Genomic DNA, 18,059 nt, shown 5'->3' on the forward strand with positions numbered 1-18,059 from the left:
TTCGCGCGGCGTGACGTAAACTCTTCCGCGGTGACGTGTCCGAGCGGCCGAAGGTGCAACTCTCGAAAAGTTGTGTAGGGTAACCCCCTACCGTGGGTTCAAATCCCACCGTCACCGCCACTTAGAAGCCCCGAGATCCCTTGTAAACACTGGGATCGCGGGGCTTCTCTCGTTGTGAAATCGGCCAAGTGGGTAAAAAACGGGTAAAACCGCTTTACCCGCCGCCGCTTCAGGCAAGTGTCGGGTGCTCGTCTGACGGTCGCCCGAGCGGCCGGGACGGCCACTGCCCCGGCCGCCACACCCCGTGCCACAGCGCGGGGAATCACCCGCCAGCTAGGCGTTCAGTTCAGATCGAAAGCCCCGATGTCGGAGGTGGGAGCATGACGAACTCGGTGCCCGCGCGGATGAGCCTTGACGCTGCAGGCCGGTCGAGTTTGACCTCGGCCCGTCGGGCGTTGCTCAGCGCGGCGGCCACATAATCGAGGTCGTCGTCGAAAAGGTCGGCGTAGCGATCGAGCGTCATGGCGGCTGAGGCGTGGCCGAGCATCCGCTGCAGCGCCTTCACATTCGCGCCCGCGCTGACTGCGAGACTGGCTGCGGTGTGGCGCAGGTCGTGCGGCGTGACGCGCTGGAAGGTCGGATCGATCGCCATCGCGCGACGCACGGCCGCTGCGAACCACCCGTTCTGTGAGTTCGGGCTCAGCATGTGCTGCTTGCCGTCGCCGAAAACGAGCTCGTCTATCGCCTTGCCGACGATGAGAGCTTGCATCACGTCGTCAAGGAAGTCGGGAAAGGGCACCGAGCGTGCGACGTGCGATTTCGGCGTCCCGGTTTCGATCCTGCCGTTGACGGTCACCGCGTTCTCGTGGATGTGAACGCGCCGCCGACCCGCGTCGAGATCCCGTAGGCGAAGCGCGGTCGCCTCGCCCCACCGAAGGCCGGTGTAGGCGAGGAACAGAACGACCTCCGGATGGGAAGCCTGCGATGCCAGCAGGTGGACCTGAGCGTGTGTCAGGTATACGCGTCGCTTGGCCACCTTCTTGGGTAGGCGCACACCGCGGGCGGGGTTCTCGGCGATACGGCGGTCCCGGACCGCGGCATCCAGCACGGCCGAGAGGATGCCATAGCTGCGGATGACTGTCGCAGGGCCACGCAGCTGGGAGAGCTCGGTGACCCAACCGCGCACATCGCTGTACCGGACGTCACTGATCGAGATGCCCGCCCATCGCGGTGCGACGTGCACCCTCCACGCAGACTGCAGCGGATGGAAGGACGACGGCTTGAGAACGGCTGCTTGGTCCTGGAGCCACACGGCGGCCAGCTCGCCCACGGAGACACGTGCGTCCATCGGATCGATGTAGCGCTTGGTCGAGATCGCGACATCGACGGTGGCGAGGTACTGCTGTGCGTCGAACTTGGTGTGGAACCCACGCTTGGAGGCGTGCGTGCCGTCCGGCTTCTTGTAGCGGACGAGGTACCGCTTGCCTTGCTTGGTCTTATAGGGCTGGACGCTACCCATCCGCCTGTCGGCCGGCGTGATAGTTCATCCCTTTGAGGCGTCCGGCGGCTCGTGCTTTCGCGATCCAGTCGGAGGCGGTGCGGTGGACGACGTCCAGTTCGATTTGGACGGTCTTGACCGGGGGGATGCCGGCGAGCGCGGAGACGCCGTAAAGGATCTCGATGACGTCGTGCCGCTCGGCCTTGACACCGCGTTGAGCGACGGCGGCCGCCATCCACTGCGGGATGATGCGACCGTCATTGCTCGTGAGGTCCGCGACCGTGGTCCAGGGGGCGTTGTCGTCTTCGCTCAACTGGAGGGCGATGCACTGCGGCACGGCTGCCCGGACGATGGCTTGAGTGGCGACGTACCGCAGGTCATCTTCGCGAACCCCGCGGCGGAGCGCGCGGGCGACCACCGTGCGGACGACGTAGCGGCCCTCGTCCGGGTCGTACTCGGCTTCCACGCCGGTCTCGATTCCCGACTCCTCATCGACTGCTGTTGCGACGAATCGGGGGGCGATCCGGAGGGCGGACCCGACCGGCAGGGTGGCTGCCGCGGCGGTCATGTCATCGCCTTCGGGTGTCTTCACGTCGACCTTCACCCCCTTAGTTTGTCTTACCGCTCGCCGGATTCTCAGAACCTCTTGACGAGTGTACATCTAAGGTGGACACTCGTGTTAAACCTCAGTTTGGAAATACAGATAGGGGTCTAGACATGACAAGCACAGAACACCGGGCCGGCGCCGAGGTCGACCAGTACCTCTCACCCGCCCAGGTGGCGTCGCTGCTGCCCGGCCTGACCGAGAACGCTCTGGCGATTCGCCGCCACCGGCATAAGGAGCCGGCGTTCTGCCGCTTTGGACGCACGGTCGTCTATCCACTGGCGGACCTGCAGGCATGGATCGCCGCCTCGACTGTCAAGGCGCAGAAGCATGGGTGACAAGACCGAGCCGTCACCGCGACCGGCGCCGACGGTGACGGTGACGGTGTACTCAACCGGGCCCGACTGCATGCAGTGCAACATGACGTGCCGGCTCCTCGAAGCGCAGGGCGTCGACGTTCACCGCGTCGAGCTGGCGGACGAGCAGAACGCGGCAGCTCTGGAGTACGTGACCGAGGAGCTTGGCTACTCGGGGGCGCCGGTTGTCGTGGTTGAGGGTGAGCCGGAGAGCCACTGGTCCGGGTTCCAGCCCGACCTCATCAAGCGCCTGAGTGCACGTCTACACGAGTTGTCGGTGCCGACGTGAGCGCGGACCCCACGCCGGTCCCTGCCGCTGACGACATTGCGCGCGCAGGCGATCATGATCCCGAGCGGAACCGCGCCGCCGGGCGGCGCAGCCGCGAGCAGCGGGCGGACTCATCTGCGGAGTCGAAGCGTAGGTGGCGGCAGCGGAACGCCGACCATGTCAAGGCGTATCGCGCGGCCTACGACGCCGCACATCGTGACGACGTCCTCGCTCAGAAGCGCGAGTACATGCGCGCGCACAACGCGCGTCAGCGAGCGGAAGCCCGACGCCGTGAGCAGAAGCGGATCGCGGCAAGGGAGTGGTACGCGACTCACCGGGAGCAGCACCTGGAGACGCAGCGCCGGTACCGTCAGCGCAAGCGCTCCGAGGACCCGGACGGCTACCGGGCGGACAAGCGGGAGCGCAACCGCCGATGGCTCGAGACCCACCGGGAGGAGCACAACGCGCGGCTGCGACGGAAGTACCGCGACGACCCGGAATCGAAGCGGCTGGCCGCCGAGCGCTACTACGCCGCGCACGCCGAGGAAGTGAAGGCCCGCCGCCGGGCGTATTACTGGGCGCACCGCGAGGAGTCGCTGGCGAAGCAGCAGGCGTGGCGGGAACGGGAGCGGCGACGGCGCGCTGCCGGGCTGCCACCACAACGCCTGCACCGACTCGCGGCCTCGGACCGCGCCACACAGCGCCTCGAAGCAGAGCAGTTCTTCGGCAGGCAGCGGACACCCGCACAGATCCGGGCGCTCCGACACGAACGCGCCGAACCAGACCCGGTCTCCGAGCGCGAACTCCGCAGCTGGGCACGGGACAGTGCCCGGCAACGCGCCGCGCATGCCCTCGCCACCGACCCCTCCATCCGGCGTCGACTCCAGGAGGACTCGGCGCGACGCCAGGCGGAACAGACGCGCCGAGAGCGCGCCGAACGTGCCGCGGAAGAAGCGGCACGCCTCGACGCCATCGCGCGCCGGGTCAACGACCGCCTGCGCACCCAACCGCGGCAGCGGCATCCGGCGATCGACACGGCCTCCCCGCCGCTCGGGCCGGCATCCACCACGAGAGGAATCGGACTGTGACACTCGACACATCATCAAGCGAAGGACACCCCATGATCGATCGGTCAGATGCGGAGTCGGCCATCTACCGCACCGCGGTCGCCGCGTTCTCCTACTACGCCGACAAGCACATCGACGAGCCCGGGTACACGATCGACGAAGACCTCGACTGGTGCACTCAGCCGCTCAGGGGGCTCCCGGAGGAAGTGCAGCGCCGACTGCGGGACGAGATCCGCGCGCTGATCACCGACCCCGCCCGTGATCGTCAACCGTTCATCCGTGACGTGATCGACCTCTCCGACGCATGAGGTGATGCCCAATCGCGATGCTTCTGCCAATCGGTCACGCGCCCGCCTGTCTGGCCGGGCGATGATAGTTCGCTTCCGCGGCTCCGTTCCGGGCTTTCGCGGCATAGCCTCGCTGCGCTCGGTATTCCACGACCCGGCACTGCGCCGCATCCGCTCACTCTTGAGCCAGTTGCCAGACCGACTTAACCTGCAGTTGAACGGAGGAAGACCATGACACTTTTCGCAGTCGGCGGCGCTGCCGTCGCGGCGTGCCTGCTCGCCCTCTGCCTGCCGACACTGTGCGTGGCTGCCGTACGCGGCGACGCCGGAACAGCAGTGCGGCTGGCGTTGACCATCGCCGTGTGCGCAGTCCTCACGACGGTCCTCGGCGCATACCTCGAGGGCGCCGCTCCCGCCGGTCTGCCGATCGTCCCCTGAATGCCTAATCGGCCGGCGGCGTGATCGACAGCGCTCGCTGGACCGCACTGGCGCTGACGCCCAGCACGCGGGCAATCTGCGCGTAGGAACGCTCCTCGGCACGCAGCTCGACCGCCATCGCCACCAACTCATCGGTCATGACCGTCGGGCGCCCCGGACGCCTCCCGGCCGTCGACGCGGCGGACATCCCGTCCCGGGTCCGTAACCCGACTAGACGCTTCTGTAGTCCATCAAGCTCCGACATCACAGCGGTGGGAGCGACCGCGCTGAGCCCCGTCGACAGTGACGCTTCCGCGAGCGAGCGGAACTCGACACCACGGGCATCCAGAGCGACGATCGTTGCGAGGAAGTGGTTCACGCTATGCGACAACCGCGCCGCGCTCGACACCAGCAGCACGTCACCGTCCGCGAGCTCGTCCAGGCACCTGGCAAGTTGTGGTCGTGCCCGTGGGTCCACGCCGGCGGGGTCGCTGAAGACGAGTGTTGCGCCCTCGCGAGTGAGCTCGGCGACATCCAGCGTGGCGTCTGCGTCGCTTGAGAACCCGCGAGAGTATCCGACGACTCGGGTCACCGCGACGGCCCCTCCGGACCCTGGCTCGGGCCGGCGACCACTGGCCCGGTCGCGTCGGGCCGCTCCGCTGTCGGTATCGATCTGCGCAGTCGAACCAACTCCGCCGACAGCCGCCTCTCCTCCCGAGAGACAACCTCAGATCCCGCCGGCACCGGCAGCCGCGGCACGATCTCGCGGATCCCGAGGACATGTAGCTCCACCAACGCCTCACGCACCTCGACCATCGGCTCACGCCGGGAATCGATGAAGTCCGTCATCCGTCGTAGCTCGCTTAGCCACTGCGCGGCTAGCAACGCTGTGAGGGGTCGCTCCTGCGCCGCTCGGAGCGCGGCCCCGACCGCCGCGGATCCGCCGGGGTCACCGTGAGTGACGTTCGCTTCGACCTCGCCGCTCCGCCCAATAACAATTGCGCGACCGACCGCCGCGGAATCGGCCATCGCGGCCACAAGATCGCCGGTGCTTTCCCAGTCCCGTTCGCGCGCCTTGCGAGACGGCAGCGGCTCCGGGCGCTGTGCCCTCATCGAACGGAGGTGCACGGACATGGTCGTCAACAGTGCTTCCGCACGTGAGGTCGCGACCACGGCAACCCGTGTGGCGAACCCCGCGTCCGCGAAGCCCTGCGCAGTTCCCGCCGCCGTCGCCGGCGTCATGAAAGGTCCCTCGATCAACAATGACCGGTGGTTGCCGCGCGCATATACCAAGCAGGCGCGGAACCACTCGGCGACGGCGGCATCGACCTCCGACCGCGCGCGCTCCGAGCCAGCGCCCCGCGCTTCCTCGAATGAGGGATGGAAGGCGCGGAGGTCAGCGGCGGAGAGGACCGCTTGCGCCGGGCGCGTCGAAGCGAGCCTGGCTGTCGCGCGAGCCGCCCCACTTCCTCGCGGAACGTGCAGCAGAGTCAGCGTCGGCTCGCGCTCATCTGCAGCCGGCGGAAAAGTCATCGGCACGATGTCGCGAGTAAGGATCAGATCGAGCTGCTCGGACGTGAGGCTCGCCATGCTCACTCCGGGCCCTCGCGCGGAGCACTCGAGTGCTCCTCGAGCTGCGCCAGGAACGCATCCACTTCGGCGCGGTCGAACCCGTCAACGGCCAGCGACTCGCGGCGAAGTTCGATCACCTCGGATCGGGCGGCGTCCGCACCGTCAGAGCTGCCCTGCGCGACTGCCAGAAGGCGTGCCGTGGCGTCGTTCACGCGGGCACGTAACTCGTCGTACGCGACGGCATCGCTCACCCGCCAAGCTGACCGCGCCTCGCGCATCCACTACCTCCCCCACCATCGTAGCGCTCGCCCCACAATGGGTATCGGGCGGATACTGAGTGATCGGTGCACAATCGTTGCCCCGGACACTTCAGCCGGGGATAGGGTGTGGCGCGTGGATCCAGTCGAAGAAGCCGCGCAGCCACGATGCCCTCGCTGCGGCATCGTGATGCGAGACATCGCCGGCGGGTGGATCTGCCCCGCCTGCAAGTACACGTCCTTCGCTCAGTTTGCGCAGCAGCCCCTCGATCCCGAGATGCCGAACATTCACGGCGGATAGCGGCGAGCACCGTCGCCTTCTCCCACGTCTTGAACCCGGCCGCACCCACGCGAAGGTGGATTGAGACTGCGCCCAATCGGGTCACTCGTGAACTGAGTGATCAGTCACGCAGAGTCGGCGCCCATGGGCGCAGAGTGTGGGCCGGACGGGGGCGCTCGAGTCAGCCGTGCTGCTCAAGGGCCGTCCTGCGCGTGCTCCGCCCTGCGGTCTCGGCCTAGTGGAACCACTTGTGGAGTACCAGCGACCGGATCGGGCACTACTAGGCAGCGTAGGCCGAATACCTCTTCGACCAGCTGGGCAGTGACAACTTGATCGGGGGTGCCCTCGGCGACGACCTGCCCGTCTTTCATGGCGATCAGGTGAGTTCCGTAGCGGGCGGCATGGTTCAGATCGTGGAGGACGGCGACCAGGGTGTGGCCGACGCTGTGCAGGTCGGTGAGCAGTTCCATCAGTTCGATCTGATGGGTGATGTCGAGGAAGGTGGTCGGCTCGTCGAGCAGGAGGATGTCGGTGTGCTGCGCGAGTGCCATCGCGATCCACACCCGCTGTCGCTGCCCGCCCGACAGCTCGTCCATCAGGCGCCCGGACAGGTCGGCGACCGCTGTCTGGTGCATGGCCCGAGCCACAGCCTTCTCGTCCTCTTCGGTCCACTGCCGGACGAACCCTTGGTGCGGATACCGGCCTCGAGCCACCAGGTCGGCCACGGTGATGCCGTCGGGGGCGATCGAGGTCTGTGGGAGCAGTCCGACTCGCCGCGCCACCTCCTTGGTCTTGTACGAGTTGATATCGGCACCGTCGAGGATGACCTGGCCGGCCGAGGGCTTCAGCAGCCGTGCCAGGCCACGCAGGAGGGTGGATTTTCCACACGCGTTCGGCCCCACGATCACGGTGAATGACTCATCTGGGATGGACACCGACAGACGCTCTGAGATGACGCGCTTGTCATAGCCGATCGTCGCGGAATCCACGTGGAGTCGTGAAGTAGTGCGGGTGTTCATAGACGTCTCCGGGCTTCGATGTACAGCAGCCAGCCGAGGTAGCCGCCGCCGAGCATGACGGTGAGAATCCCTACGGGCAGGGGAGTGGGGACGATGTGCTGGGCGATGTAGTCCGCACCCAGGCAGAGGAGTGCGCCGACGAAAGCCGCGGGCGCGAGGGTGATCCCGGCGGTGCGTGCGAGGCGGCGTCCGATCTGCGGTGCCGCCAGGGAGATGAACGCGATCGGGCCTGACGTGGCGGTGACCGTGGCGGTCAGCGCGACCCCCACCACGATCAGTCCGAGACGAGTCGCAGACACGCGTACCCCTTGGGCGGCGGCTGTGTCGTCACCCAGTTCCAGCTGTCGCATCGCCCGGCTCATCATCATTGCCAGCAGCATGAGCACGGCGATGCAGGCGCCGCCGATGATGACCTGGTTCCAGGAGATGCCGTTGAGGGATCCAGCGCCCCACGCGGCTGCGGCCATCGCCTGGTCCAGGTCGGCCTTGAGGATCAACCAGGTGTTGAGCGAGCCCAGCATTGCGGAGACCCCGATGCCGACGACGATCAACCGGAACCCCTGCACGCCTCGCCGGTAGGAAAGCAGGTAGACGGCGACGGCGGTGACCATTCCTCCCAGCAACGCTCCGCAGACCAGCTGCCAGTATGCGCCGTTGACGAGCAGGATGACGATCAGTGCGCCCGTGAACGAGCCCTGGGAGAAGCCGATGATGCCGGGGTCGGCGAGCGGATTGCGCAACAGTGACTGGAAGACCGCCCCGCTCATGCCCAGCGCCGCACCGAATACGAGTGCCGCGGTCACCCGTGGCAGTCGCCACTCGACGACGATCTCGTTGACGAGCGCGGGCTCCCCGCCCGTGAGGGCGGAGATCACCTGCCCTGGTGTCAATGGATACGAGCCGGTCATCAGCGAGAGCACTACCAGGCACGCGATGGCGACTGCGAGCGCTGAGCAGACGATGAGCGATCGCCACTCGAACCGCACGGCGACTGGGCCTCGTCGCAGCACCAGTTCCCGACGCCCGAAGTCCACGGGTCCCGTCCCCGGCGGCTGAGTCGTCCGAGAGGAGAGGGTGTGCGGATCGTGGCCGCTGTGCGTGTTCACAGACCACTCGCGTTCTTGCGCCGCACCAGCGCGATGAGCACGGGGGCGCCGACGAAGGCCGTGACGATGCCCACGGGAATCTCACCGGGCCGGATCACGACCCGCCCGAGGATGTCAGAGGCCAGCAGCAGGCTCGGGGCAAGCAGCACGCTGTAGGCGAAGATCCAGCGTTGGTGGGGTCCGACGATCCAGCGCGCGACATGCGGCACCATTAGGCCGACGAACGCAATAGGTCCGGCGATAGCGGTGGCACCACCGGCCAGCAGGGTGAGCGCGATCACCGCGAGCACGCGGGTGCGCAGTAGGCGGACTCCTTGGGTGACGGCGAGATCGTCACCCAGTGCCATCGCGTTGAGCGAGCCCGAGACCGCGAAGGCGAGGACAAGGGCGATGACAAGGATCGGCAGGATCGGCCACACGACATCCAGAGGGCGCCCCGCGATCGAACCGGCATTCCATGACCGCATCACGTCGAAGGCGTCCGGATTCGTGAGTTGCAGCGCTTCCCGCGCGCCTCCCAGGACCGCGCCGACGCAGAGTCCGGCGAGGACCATGAGGACCGGTGAGGACCCCTGCCGAGTCGACCCGAGGGCGAGCACCAGGAGCGTGACGATCAGCGCGCCCGCGAAGGCGAACCACATGTAGCCCTGGATGTCGCGAAAGCCGAGCACCCCCACCGCGACCGTCACCGCGAAGGAGGCGCCGGCGTTTACTCCGAGGAGGCCCGGATCGGCCAAGGGGTTGCGGGTGACCGCTTGGATCAGTGCGCCCGCCAGTCCGAGCGCGACGCCGACGACCAGACCTACGATCGTGCGCGGAATCCGGAAGTCCCGGATCGCGAATTGATCGATGCCGGGTGCCGGGTTGAACAGTGCGTCCCAAACCACTGACGGTGCGATCGACGTCGATCCGATCAACACGCTCAGCACCAACAGGGCGGCCAGCAGGATCAGCGCGATGACCAGGCCGAGCAGATGACGACGCAGTCCGGGCACCTTCACGGTACCCGGACTGTCTTGCCGGCGAGCGGAGGTTGTCACTCCTGAGTCGGGAGGGACGCCAGTGCACTGTCGAGCGACTCGAGGTAGCGATTGACCTGCCCGTAGGAGTTGTTGCCGGGGCAGAACACGCCGAGGGCGTGACCAGAGGTCACTGCTGGTAGTGCCTTCCATGTGTTGGTCTCGACGACCGGGACGAAGGGCTCGGTCGGCTGGCCCTCGGCGTCGACGGGGTAGGTGATCACGTCGTACTCGGTCAGCTCGCTGAGCTGCTCGAACGGCCGGGCGGTCCAAGCCAACGGGTCCTCGCCTTCGGCCGCTTCGGGAAGATTCAGGCCGACGTCGTCCCTGGCGATCTCGGAGCAGCCGATGTCGGCGATGGCGAAGGTTCCCGGATCGGACGAGTCCCAGCGGATGATGTCGACGAAGGACGTGTCGGCGATGATCTCGCCGTAGCTCTCCTGGATCCTGGCGAGGAGCTCCTCGAACTCTGCCTTCTGCTCGGTGAGCGCATCCGTGGTGTTGGCGGCGTCTGCGACTCCGTCCGCGAGGGCCTTCCATTCCTTGTCGAGGCCGTAGAACACGGTCGGGGCGATCGCCTCGAGCTGCTCCTCGAGCAGTTCGAACTCCTCGTCGGGAATCTGAACCAGGATGAGATCCGGCTTCAGGCTGGCGAGCTGCTCCATGTCGACCTCGTCGGCGCTGGAGGCGAGAAGCGTCGCCGCCGCATACGTCGCCTGCTGGTCCTCGGGCAGCAGGCCGACGACGGACTCCGACTCCGCGGTGGCGCCGACGGGCGTTCCGCCGAGGTCGATGAACGCCAGGGTCGTGTTGCCGATCGTGGCTACGCGCTGCGGGTCTGTGGGGATCTCGGTCGTGCCGTTGTCCGCCGTGATGCTGCGGGTGTTGCCGGTCGTCTCGCTCCCAGCTCCGCCGGTGCCGTCGCCGCTACTGGCGCAGGCCGTGAGGGCGAGCGCCGCGCTCAGGACTACGGCTGCGAGGCCCGCGCCGCGGCGCGTCAGGGGTGTCATGGTCATTGCTGTGTTGTTCCTTGTCTTTGTCTTTGTCTTCGACGGGGGTCAGTGGGTGTCGGCGGGTATGAGGTCGTGAACGGTCGTGCCCCAGCCGACCGTGTGCGTAGCGCTGCGAACGAGTCCGGCTTGGGAGATGACATCGTCGAGCTCGGCGGCGGTGCGGAGGCCCGAGCCGTGCACGGTGAGCGCAAGCAGGTCTGCTTCGCCGTCGTGTTCGTCGAGGTCGTCGGTATCGAAGAGGTCTTCAACGAGCAGCACCCGGCCCGCGGGGGCAAGGTTCTCGGCTGCTCGGCGAAGGGCATGGGCGGCATCGGCATCCGGAAGGGTCTTGAATGCACGGATGACGAACACCGCGTCTGCCGCCGGGCTGGGTTCGAAGACGGACTGCTCGACCACGGTGACCCGCGCGCGCTGCTGCTCGTCGGGGATGGTGTCGGGAAGGTCCCGGCGCAACCAGTCGGCCTGGGCGGGCAACGCGCAGATCGTCACCTTCAGGTCAGGGTGAGCGGCGACGAACTCGCGCGCCTGGGCACCGGCACCGCCCGAGTGGATCACGAGGTGCCCGACGCCGGTGAGGATGTCGGAGGTCGCAATGGGCTCGGCCAGCGTGACCTGGAAGTTCGCCAGACGCTCCAGGTAGCGATTCTCGTAGTCCTGTTCCGCGCGGACCACGGCAAAGGTCTGCCCGGTGACCGAGGCATAGGACGACCGTCCCGTGCGGATCGACTCGGTTAGCCCGTGGATGCCGAGTACCTCGCGACCAGCAACACCGGCGGGATGCAGGAAGTCGATCATGAACTCGACGGTGAGGACGTCACCCACGGTGGTTAGGTCGTAGTGGCCGGGTTCGGTCGCGGTCAGGAGATCGAGGGTGACCAGGTAGCGCAGCAGTTTGGCGAGTGCCCGCTCATCGGCATCCGTGCGGACGGCGAGATCCTTCACCTCGGTGACGCCGCGGGAGATCAGCTCGGGAATGCCCAGCTCGACTGCGGTCCGGATCGCCACCGGGGCGATCAACTCCGTCAAGTCGTGGACCTTCTCCATCGGGGTTCTCGTCTTCGCGGGGTCGGGCACCGCTCCGTCGGTCTCCAGCGCGATGACTTCGCCACGACGCCAGTACCCGATGAACTCGATGTCCTCCTTCGGGACCTCCCTGTCTTCGACCAGATGGCGCCGGATGTTGCGCACGGTCGCCTGTTCGCCGGCAACCCACGCGAACGGTCTGCCGTCCCACCAGTCGCACGTGCTGACTGCATCCCGCAGCAGAGCGGTGGTGCCGGCCTCGGCGCCCTCGCGGGAGAGCCAGGTGACCTGCACGCCGGGCAGTTCCCGGAGAGGTTGACGGTTTTCCGACTCGGCGATCTCGATGAACACCTGCGCCCGGGTGCCGCCCGGCAGCGCCCGGAGCAGGCGGTCGATCGCGGGGATCGTCGTGTCGTCTCCGGCGACGAGTAGCCAGTCCGCATCCTGCGGGAGCGCCCGTGACGAACTCGGGCCGAAGAAGTGGATGCGGTCGCCGACCTTGGCCCGGTAGGCCCACGTCGTTCCGACGCCGATGCCGTGCTTGACGAAGTCGATGTCCAGTTCGCCGGTTGCGGGATCCCACCGCCGCACGGTGTAGATCCGCGACAGGGGCCGCGGGTCTCTGGGAAGATCCAGCCCCATCTCCTTCTGCACCGGCAGCACCGGCTCGGTCTGGCCCGGATACGGGAAGACCAAGCGGATGTCGTCGTCGAAGCCGTTCGACTCGAACGCTGGCTGAGCGAAGCCGTTCGACGATGTGAACGCGCCCAGCTGCTCACCGGCGAACGTGATCCGCCGCATCCCCGGTGTCAGATCCACCAGTCTGACGACCGCCACTTCCCGGAGAGCCAGGGGATGCACGGCCGTCCGGCGCGAGGTTTTCGGCATGCTGGTGACAGTCCCTTTCGGACGGGTTCGGGTGACGAGGCCGCGCGCCACCGTCGGCAGGACCGCTCTCCAGGTTAGGTAACCCTCACCTACAATTGGGTGCGCCGCTCGCCATTTAGTTAGGACGTGTGCCGTGGATCTTCCGCCGCTCAGCACCAGCGGACCACCACCGATTCCTCGAGTGCAGGCCAGCGGACTCTGGGATCAGAGCGAGAATCTGCTGCTCTGGGTCCGGAGGGGAGCGGCAAGCGTCTGTATCGAGGACGATCCGGAGATCCACCTCCGCGAAGGTGAGGGTGTCTGGATTCCGATGAGTGCCGGAAACCGTTGGCTGGTCACCACGGAGCCGGGCACGGTTGCCTTCCCGCTGTTGACATCTCCGCGGGTTGCGGCCGAATACTTGTCGGAGCCTCGCGCATTCGCAATTCCGGACGGCTGGCAGGACTGGCTGATCCAGAACTTCAACCTCATGATCACCCCGCTGGCGAGCCACGGGCACTCCCACGATGCACTCGCCCAGCTCCTCGGTCGCCACGGGTCGCGCCCACCGGATCAAGCTGGGGCCGCCGACACCGAGCTGCGGACGACCGATCGGCCGATCATGCCCAGAGCCAACGGGGCCCGGGACGTTGCCGAAGAGTTGCTGCGGAATCCTGCTCTCGACCTGACCATCCCTCAATGGGCGACGCGAGTGCTGTCCAGTCCGCGCACCTTGTTGCGCGACTTCCGCGCAGACACCGGCCTCACGTTTGAGCAGTGGCGGCTGAGCTGCCGCCTGCACTCCGGTGTCGAATACCTTGCAGCCGGCTACGGTGTCGCCGCAGTGGCGGCGCGAGTGGGATTCGCCACTCACAACGGCTTCACGCGCGCGTTCAGGCAGCAGTTCGGACTCACCCCTCACGAGTTCAGTCGCGAACTCTCCGCGCGGCGGGGCGCGAGCGGGTTGGCGTTACGGGCGACCGCGGCGCGCCAGGCGGATCAGCTGGTGCGCATGATGCGCGCGACGGACGCTCCCGCAGTCCCTGACAAATTGCCCGCCGCCCGCACACCTGCGCACACCAACAGCGTCCACGTGCTCATCTGGACATACCGCGGGAGCGGATACCTCGACATCGGCGATCGCCGATACGAACAGGAACGAGGCGTCGCGACCTGGATCCCCGCCGGTTTGGAGCACATCACGGGTGCTCGCGAGAACTCCCTCTCTCTGCCCCTCGGGAACGCCGCCACAGGTGACCTGCGGTTGAGCGAGCCTTTGCAGGCTCAGTTCTCTCCCACCTGGGACGACTACCTGCTGTTCTGCTCGGTCAGCGCCCGCACCCCGATCCGTCCGGACGAGTACATGCCCAGTCACATCCTCGACCTGTTCGCGGAACAGGTCGCCCTTCAGCGAGCGCTCTCGGTGCCCATGCCCACCGACCCCCGGGCGCGGGGTGTGGCCATGGACTACTTGCGCAGCGTCGGTACCTCCGGGGGGCTATGGGTCGACGCGCCGGCCGATATCCGCCGGGCCTTTCGCGAACAGACCGGAATGACCTTCGCGCGCTGGTGCTACGCCGCCCGCATGCAGATCGCCCGCGATCTGATCGCCGGGGGTGCAAAGCCCAGCGCCGTTGCCCGCCGCGTCGGCTATGCCCACCTCCCGACCTTCAGCGCCGCCTTCACTAGGTTCCACGGCCTCTCGCCGCGAGAGTACCGGGAGCGCGAGGCCGGGACACCCTGAACCCGCGCCAACTAGGCGGTAAGTGGTCTGCCGATGATTCGAAAGATCGTGACGACACGTCCGACGGTGAGCCCTGGACGTCGTACCCGTACGATATGAAGTCTGTAGCGGCTCGTGGCGGAAGGCGGCGGTGGCATGGCTGGGCTCGGGGAGCACGTCAAGGCGATGGTGCGCAGCCACGCCTCGGGTGACGATGCTGCCTTCTACTCGGTCGCCCTTCAGGTTGCTGCGCGCGAGGCGAGAAGCGGACATCACGTCGTCGCTGAGGACATCAAGAAGGCTGTCGATGCGTCGAGGAAGACTAGTCCGCGACCGAATCTCACTCGTCTACCCAAGCAGCGAGCGGAGGTTGACGATGTCGTCGAAGAAACACATCCGCGCCTCGCCCTCCGCGATCTCGTAGTTCGCCCTGACCTGCTTGAGCAACTTCAGCATGTGATTGCGGAGCAGCGACAGCGCGAGGTGCTCTTGCGGCATGGATTCGCGCCCGCGCATCGCCTCCTGCTTGAAGGGCCTCCTGGCACGGGCAAGACGATGACAGCGTCAGTGCTTTCGTCGGAGCTCGAGATTCCGATGTTCACCGTGAGACTCGACGGTCTCCTCAGCAAGTACATGGGGGAGACAGCAAGCAAACTACGGTCAGTCTTCGACCTTGTCGCGGAGCGCCGGGGCGTTTACTTGTTCGACGAGTTCGATGCTCTCGGTGCCGATCGCGCTGGAAATGATGTTGGGGAAGCTCGCCGCATCCTCAACTCTTTCCTCGTCTTCCTGGAGACATCAAGCCCGGAGTCGATCGTGATAGCGGCTACGAACCACCGAACGATCCTCGATCCAGCGCTCTTTCGCCGGTTCGACACGGTGCTGACCTACGAGCTACCCGATGCTCGTCAGACCATCGCCATTCTGCGCACAAGACTTGGCTCTCTAGCGCGATCGACGAGTCTCGCGAAGCTTGGTTCGCTCACCGAGGGGCTCAGTCATGCCGACCTGGTTCGCGCTGCTGAAGCGGCGGCTAAGGTTGCGCTCATGAGGGGCGATAGCGTCGTATCGCGCGTCGACCTCGAGTATGCGCTCACCAAGCGTCGGCGGGCGAGTATTGGTTGACGATCTAAGGCACCTCGACCATCTCTACATCGTCGAACGTGCAGCCAACGAAGACTTCACGCGTGGCGGGCAGGGTAACCCAAAGATCCGACCCGTAGAACGTCGGGCACACGGCCTCGCGATGCGAGGTGAACTGGCTGACGTGTTTGCTGCGGCAGCGGGCGCTCGGGCGGCTGCCAGCGTCAGCGAAGAGGAACTCGCGGCACTGGGAACGGCCATCGTACTCGAGGGTGCGGATGCGACGTACCCTCTCAAACTTGAGTCGTTGAACAGACTTACCGCGCACCGCGTGAGGCCGAAGAGCCCAATGTGGCTGCTGCTCTCGGTTCATCCGGCCACGCTGGAAAAACCCGAGCGTGCCGCGGTGTGGGTCGCTGACGAGTACCGGACGAAGTTCCTTCAGCTGTTCGAGGAGTATCTGGCGAAGAACACCGCCCAGACCGGAAGCCCCGCGAACCAGGCACTGATCGCGAACATCGCCAGGATTCGACAGGCAGTTCTGCGAGATCTATGGACCTCAACGGGTGAGCCCCCAACCCAGGGCGTCCATTGGTGGGAGCTTTGGCTCGACAGTTCGCAGCCAAGCGTAGAGGTGTTGACCGCTTTTGCCGAAGTCAACAGGTTGCGGCTGGTCCCTCGATCTTTGCGCATGCGGGACCGTGTGGTGATGTGGATTGAAGCGACGTGGGACGCCCTTCAGGTGCTGCCATTCACCAGCGTTCCCATTGCTGAAGTGCGCAAGCCGGAGTTCGTTGACACAGTGTCGGATCTCCCGCCGGAGGATCAGGACGACTTCGTTGCCGACTTGGCTGCGCGAATCGTCCCTGCTTCTGAGACCGGTCCATACGTGACTCACCTCGATTCGGGTGTCTTTCAGGCGCATGTCTTGATTCGCAACTCGCTGGCCGTAGAGGACGTCTACACGGTCGTAGGAGCCTCGGGGGCAGATGTAAACGGCCATGGGACGTCAATGGCTGGGTTGGCGCTGTTCGGTGACCTCGATGAGGCGCTGATGTCCGGCGCGTCGATTTCGCTCTCTCACAGGCTCGAGTCGGTGAGGATCATTCCCGGGGTGGGTGAGCCCGCTCATGACCCACTCGACTTTGGGACCGCCACCGCTAACGCAATCGCGCTCCCGGAGATTGCCGCTGTTCGTCCCCGCGTCTTTTGCCTGCCGGTGAGCGCAAGGCCGGATCACCCGGGCGAGCCCACGCTATGGTCGTCGACGGTGGACGCGCTCGCGATGGGCACTGGTGTCGTGCGTGATGGCACTGAGCTTCAACTGCTCGCGGCGCCCGATCCAGACGCCGCAAGATTGATCCTCGTAGCCACAGGAAATGTCGACTCCTACCAGCTGGATCACCGCGCCGAATCCGACACCTCCGCCATCGAGGACCCAGCGCAGGCGTGGAACGCACTCACCGTGTCTGCCTTCACGAACCTCGCTGATGCCCCGACGGATCCCGCGTACGACGGTTGGGAAGCGCTGGCAAAGCCGGGCGAGTTGTCGCCTCACAGTCGAACATCGGTGATGTTCGGTGGTCGCAAGTGGCCGATCAAGCCAGACATCTGCATGGAAGGCGGGAATGTACTCACAGATGGCACCTCCGGATTCGAGGACCGCCATCCCACGGTCTCGCTGCGCAGCGCGGGCACCGCGTCCGATCTCGCCCTGAGCACAGCGAACGCCACGAGCGCTGCGACCGCGCAAGCAGCCAGGCTCGCCGCTCTCGCGATGGCGCGCTACCCGTCCTACTGGCCGGAGACCGTTCGAGGACTGCTCACACACTCGGCCGAATGGTCCGACCCCATGTGGCAGGAGATTGACCGCGCGGGCAACAAGTCGGATCGTCTGTCGCTTCTGCGCAGATACGGATGGGGTATCCCAACAGAAGCCGCTGTGCTGAACTCGTCGAACCACGCCGTCACGCTCGTAACCCAAGACCAGTTTGTCCCCTTCGACGGCCCGGAGTACCGCATGCGGCACTTCCGACTTCATTCCTTGCCGTGGCCGCGTGAAACCCTTGAGCAACTGGGCGATGTCACGGTCCGGCTCCGCGTAACGCTTTCCTACTTCGTCGAGCCGTCGGCCTCCCGCCGCGGTTGGCGGAGGCGATACTCGTATGCGTCGCACGGACTGCGATTCGATCTTCAGGGCTCGCTGGAGACGGAGCGTGAATTCGTTGCCCGAGTCAATCGCGATGCACAGGACGACGAGCAAGGAACCGGCAGTCGAGGCTCCGGAGCGTCGAATCGGTGGCTCGTTGGGCCGAACCAGCGGCACCTCGGATCGCTCCATCAAGATGAGTGGTCCGGGTTTGGGTCGGAACTGGCAGCGACAGGTTCGTTGGCCGTGTACCCGGTCGGGGGATGGTGGAAGAACAACGGCCGCACCGACCGAGTCTCGCGCCCGATCCGGTACTCGCTCCTGGTGTCGCTGCAGACCGACGAAGTGAGCGTCGACCTCTACACCCCGATCGCAACCCAGATTCGCATCCCGATCGAGATTGTCGCTGGATAGCTCGAACGTTGGCGAGCGCGCCAGCCACGACAGCAAG

Annotated in this window: 18 protein-coding genes and 1 tRNA gene; 9 read left to right on the forward strand and 10 right to left on the reverse strand. The window is 66.2% G+C overall.

Annotation, left to right across the window (positions count from 1 at the left end; genetic code table 11):
• The first annotated feature begins 29 nt into the window (after positions 1-29).
• Positions 30-120, forward strand: a tRNA-Ser gene (locus EER34_RS07505).
• Between the two features lie 226 nt (positions 121-346).
• Here EER34_RS07505 and EER34_RS07510 read toward each other — a convergent pair.
• The gene (locus EER34_RS07510) at positions 347-1,519 is read right to left on the reverse strand and encodes a tyrosine-type recombinase/integrase (RefSeq protein WP_127473875.1); all 1,173 of its coding nucleotides are present in this window, start codon (positions 1,517-1,519) and stop codon (positions 347-349) included.
• Positions 1,512-2,102: a hypothetical protein gene (locus tag EER34_RS07515; RefSeq protein ID WP_240642173.1), complete on the reverse strand. Its 591-nt coding sequence runs from the start codon at positions 2,100-2,102 to the stop codon at positions 1,512-1,514. The genes EER34_RS07510 and EER34_RS07515 overlap by 8 nt, the downstream gene beginning before the upstream one ends.
• Positions 2,103-2,215: 113 nt before the next feature.
• On the opposite strand from EER34_RS07515, the gene EER34_RS07520 reads away from it, so the two are divergent.
• The 5 genes from EER34_RS07520 (at position 2,216) to EER34_RS07540 (ending at position 4,518) form a co-directional block, all read left to right on the forward strand.
• Positions 2,216-2,440: a helix-turn-helix transcriptional regulator gene (locus EER34_RS07520; RefSeq protein WP_127473876.1), complete on the forward strand. Its 225-nt coding sequence runs from the start codon at positions 2,216-2,218 to the stop codon at positions 2,438-2,440.
• Positions 2,433-2,747, forward strand: coding sequence for a glutaredoxin family protein (locus EER34_RS07525; RefSeq protein WP_420845966.1), 315 nt, complete (start codon positions 2,433-2,435; stop codon positions 2,745-2,747). The genes EER34_RS07520 and EER34_RS07525 overlap by 8 nt, the downstream gene beginning before the upstream one ends.
• Positions 2,744-3,814 carry a hypothetical protein gene (locus EER34_RS07530; RefSeq protein WP_127473877.1) on the forward strand — a complete coding sequence of 357 codons (1,071 nt, stop codon included), beginning with the start codon at positions 2,744-2,746 and terminating at the stop codon, positions 3,812-3,814. Before EER34_RS07525 ends, EER34_RS07530 begins: the two co-directional genes overlap by 4 nt.
• Before the next feature lie 32 nt (positions 3,815-3,846).
• Positions 3,847-4,101 carry a hypothetical protein gene (locus EER34_RS07535; protein WP_127473878.1) on the forward strand — a complete coding sequence of 85 codons (255 nt, stop codon included), beginning with the start codon at positions 3,847-3,849 and terminating at the stop codon, positions 4,099-4,101.
• A gap of 210 nt (positions 4,102-4,311) precedes the next feature.
• Complete coding sequence (locus EER34_RS07540) at positions 4,312-4,518, forward strand: hypothetical protein (RefSeq protein WP_127473879.1); 207 nt, start codon at positions 4,312-4,314, stop codon at positions 4,516-4,518.
• A gap of 4 nt (positions 4,519-4,522) precedes the next feature.
• On the opposite strand, the gene EER34_RS07545 is transcribed toward EER34_RS07540, so the two are convergent.
• The 8 genes from EER34_RS07545 to EER34_RS07580 form a co-directional block, all read right to left on the reverse strand.
• Positions 4,523-5,089, reverse strand: coding sequence for a recombinase family protein (locus tag EER34_RS07545; RefSeq protein WP_164743486.1), 567 nt, complete (start codon positions 5,087-5,089; stop codon positions 4,523-4,525).
• The gene (locus tag EER34_RS07550; protein WP_127473881.1) at positions 5,086-6,087 is read right to left on the reverse strand and encodes a zeta toxin family protein; all 1,002 of its coding nucleotides are present in this window, start codon (positions 6,085-6,087) and stop codon (positions 5,086-5,088) included. The genes EER34_RS07545 and EER34_RS07550 overlap by 4 nt, the downstream gene beginning before the upstream one ends.
• Before the next feature lie 2 nt (positions 6,088-6,089).
• Positions 6,090-6,320 carry a hypothetical protein gene (locus tag EER34_RS07555; protein WP_127473882.1) on the reverse strand — a complete coding sequence of 77 codons (231 nt, stop codon included), beginning with the start codon at positions 6,318-6,320 and terminating at the stop codon, positions 6,090-6,092.
• Positions 6,321-6,800: 480 nt separating this feature from the next.
• Complete coding sequence (locus EER34_RS07560; RefSeq protein WP_127473883.1) at positions 6,801-7,625, reverse strand: ABC transporter ATP-binding protein; 825 nt, start codon at positions 7,623-7,625, stop codon at positions 6,801-6,803.
• On the reverse strand, positions 7,622-8,611 hold the full coding sequence (locus tag EER34_RS07565) for a FecCD family ABC transporter permease (protein ID WP_240642174.1): 990 nt from the start codon (positions 8,609-8,611) through the stop codon (positions 7,622-7,624). The genes EER34_RS07560 and EER34_RS07565 overlap by 4 nt, the downstream gene beginning before the upstream one ends.
• A 116-nt stretch (positions 8,612-8,727) precedes the next feature.
• Positions 8,728-9,732, reverse strand: coding sequence for a FecCD family ABC transporter permease (locus tag EER34_RS07570; RefSeq protein WP_240642175.1), 1,005 nt, complete (start codon positions 9,730-9,732; stop codon positions 8,728-8,730).
• A 35-nt stretch (positions 9,733-9,767) separates the two neighbouring features.
• Entirely contained in the window at positions 9,768-10,766 is a 999-nt protein-coding gene (locus EER34_RS17740) for an ABC transporter substrate-binding protein (protein ID WP_127473885.1), read from the reverse strand.
• Between the two features lie 42 nt (positions 10,767-10,808).
• On the reverse strand, positions 10,809-12,674 hold the full coding sequence (locus EER34_RS07580) for a siderophore-interacting protein (RefSeq protein WP_127474336.1): 1,866 nt from the start codon (positions 12,672-12,674) through the stop codon (positions 10,809-10,811).
• Between the two features lie 133 nt (positions 12,675-12,807).
• Between EER34_RS07580 and EER34_RS07585 the strand changes: the two genes are divergently transcribed.
• The 3 genes from EER34_RS07585 to EER34_RS07595 all read left to right on the forward strand — a co-directional run bounded on the left by EER34_RS07585 (position 12,808) and on the right by EER34_RS07595 (position 18,022).
• Positions 12,808-14,397, forward strand: coding sequence for a helix-turn-helix domain-containing protein (locus EER34_RS07585; protein WP_205791407.1), 1,590 nt, complete (start codon positions 12,808-12,810; stop codon positions 14,395-14,397).
• A gap of 135 nt (positions 14,398-14,532) precedes the next feature.
• Complete coding sequence (locus EER34_RS07590; RefSeq protein ID WP_127473886.1) at positions 14,533-15,501, forward strand: AAA family ATPase; 969 nt, start codon at positions 14,533-14,535, stop codon at positions 15,499-15,501.
• On the forward strand, positions 15,464-18,022 hold the full coding sequence (locus EER34_RS07595; RefSeq protein ID WP_127473887.1) for a S8 family peptidase: 2,559 nt from the start codon (positions 15,464-15,466) through the stop codon (positions 18,020-18,022). Before EER34_RS07590 ends, EER34_RS07595 begins: the two co-directional genes overlap by 38 nt.
• Positions 18,023-18,059 lie beyond the last annotated feature (37 nt).

This window comes from Microbacterium sulfonylureivorans (genome assembly GCF_003999995.1).
In the GTDB taxonomy this organism is placed as follows: Bacteria; Actinomycetota; Actinomycetes; order Actinomycetales; family Microbacteriaceae; genus Microbacterium; species Microbacterium sulfonylureivorans.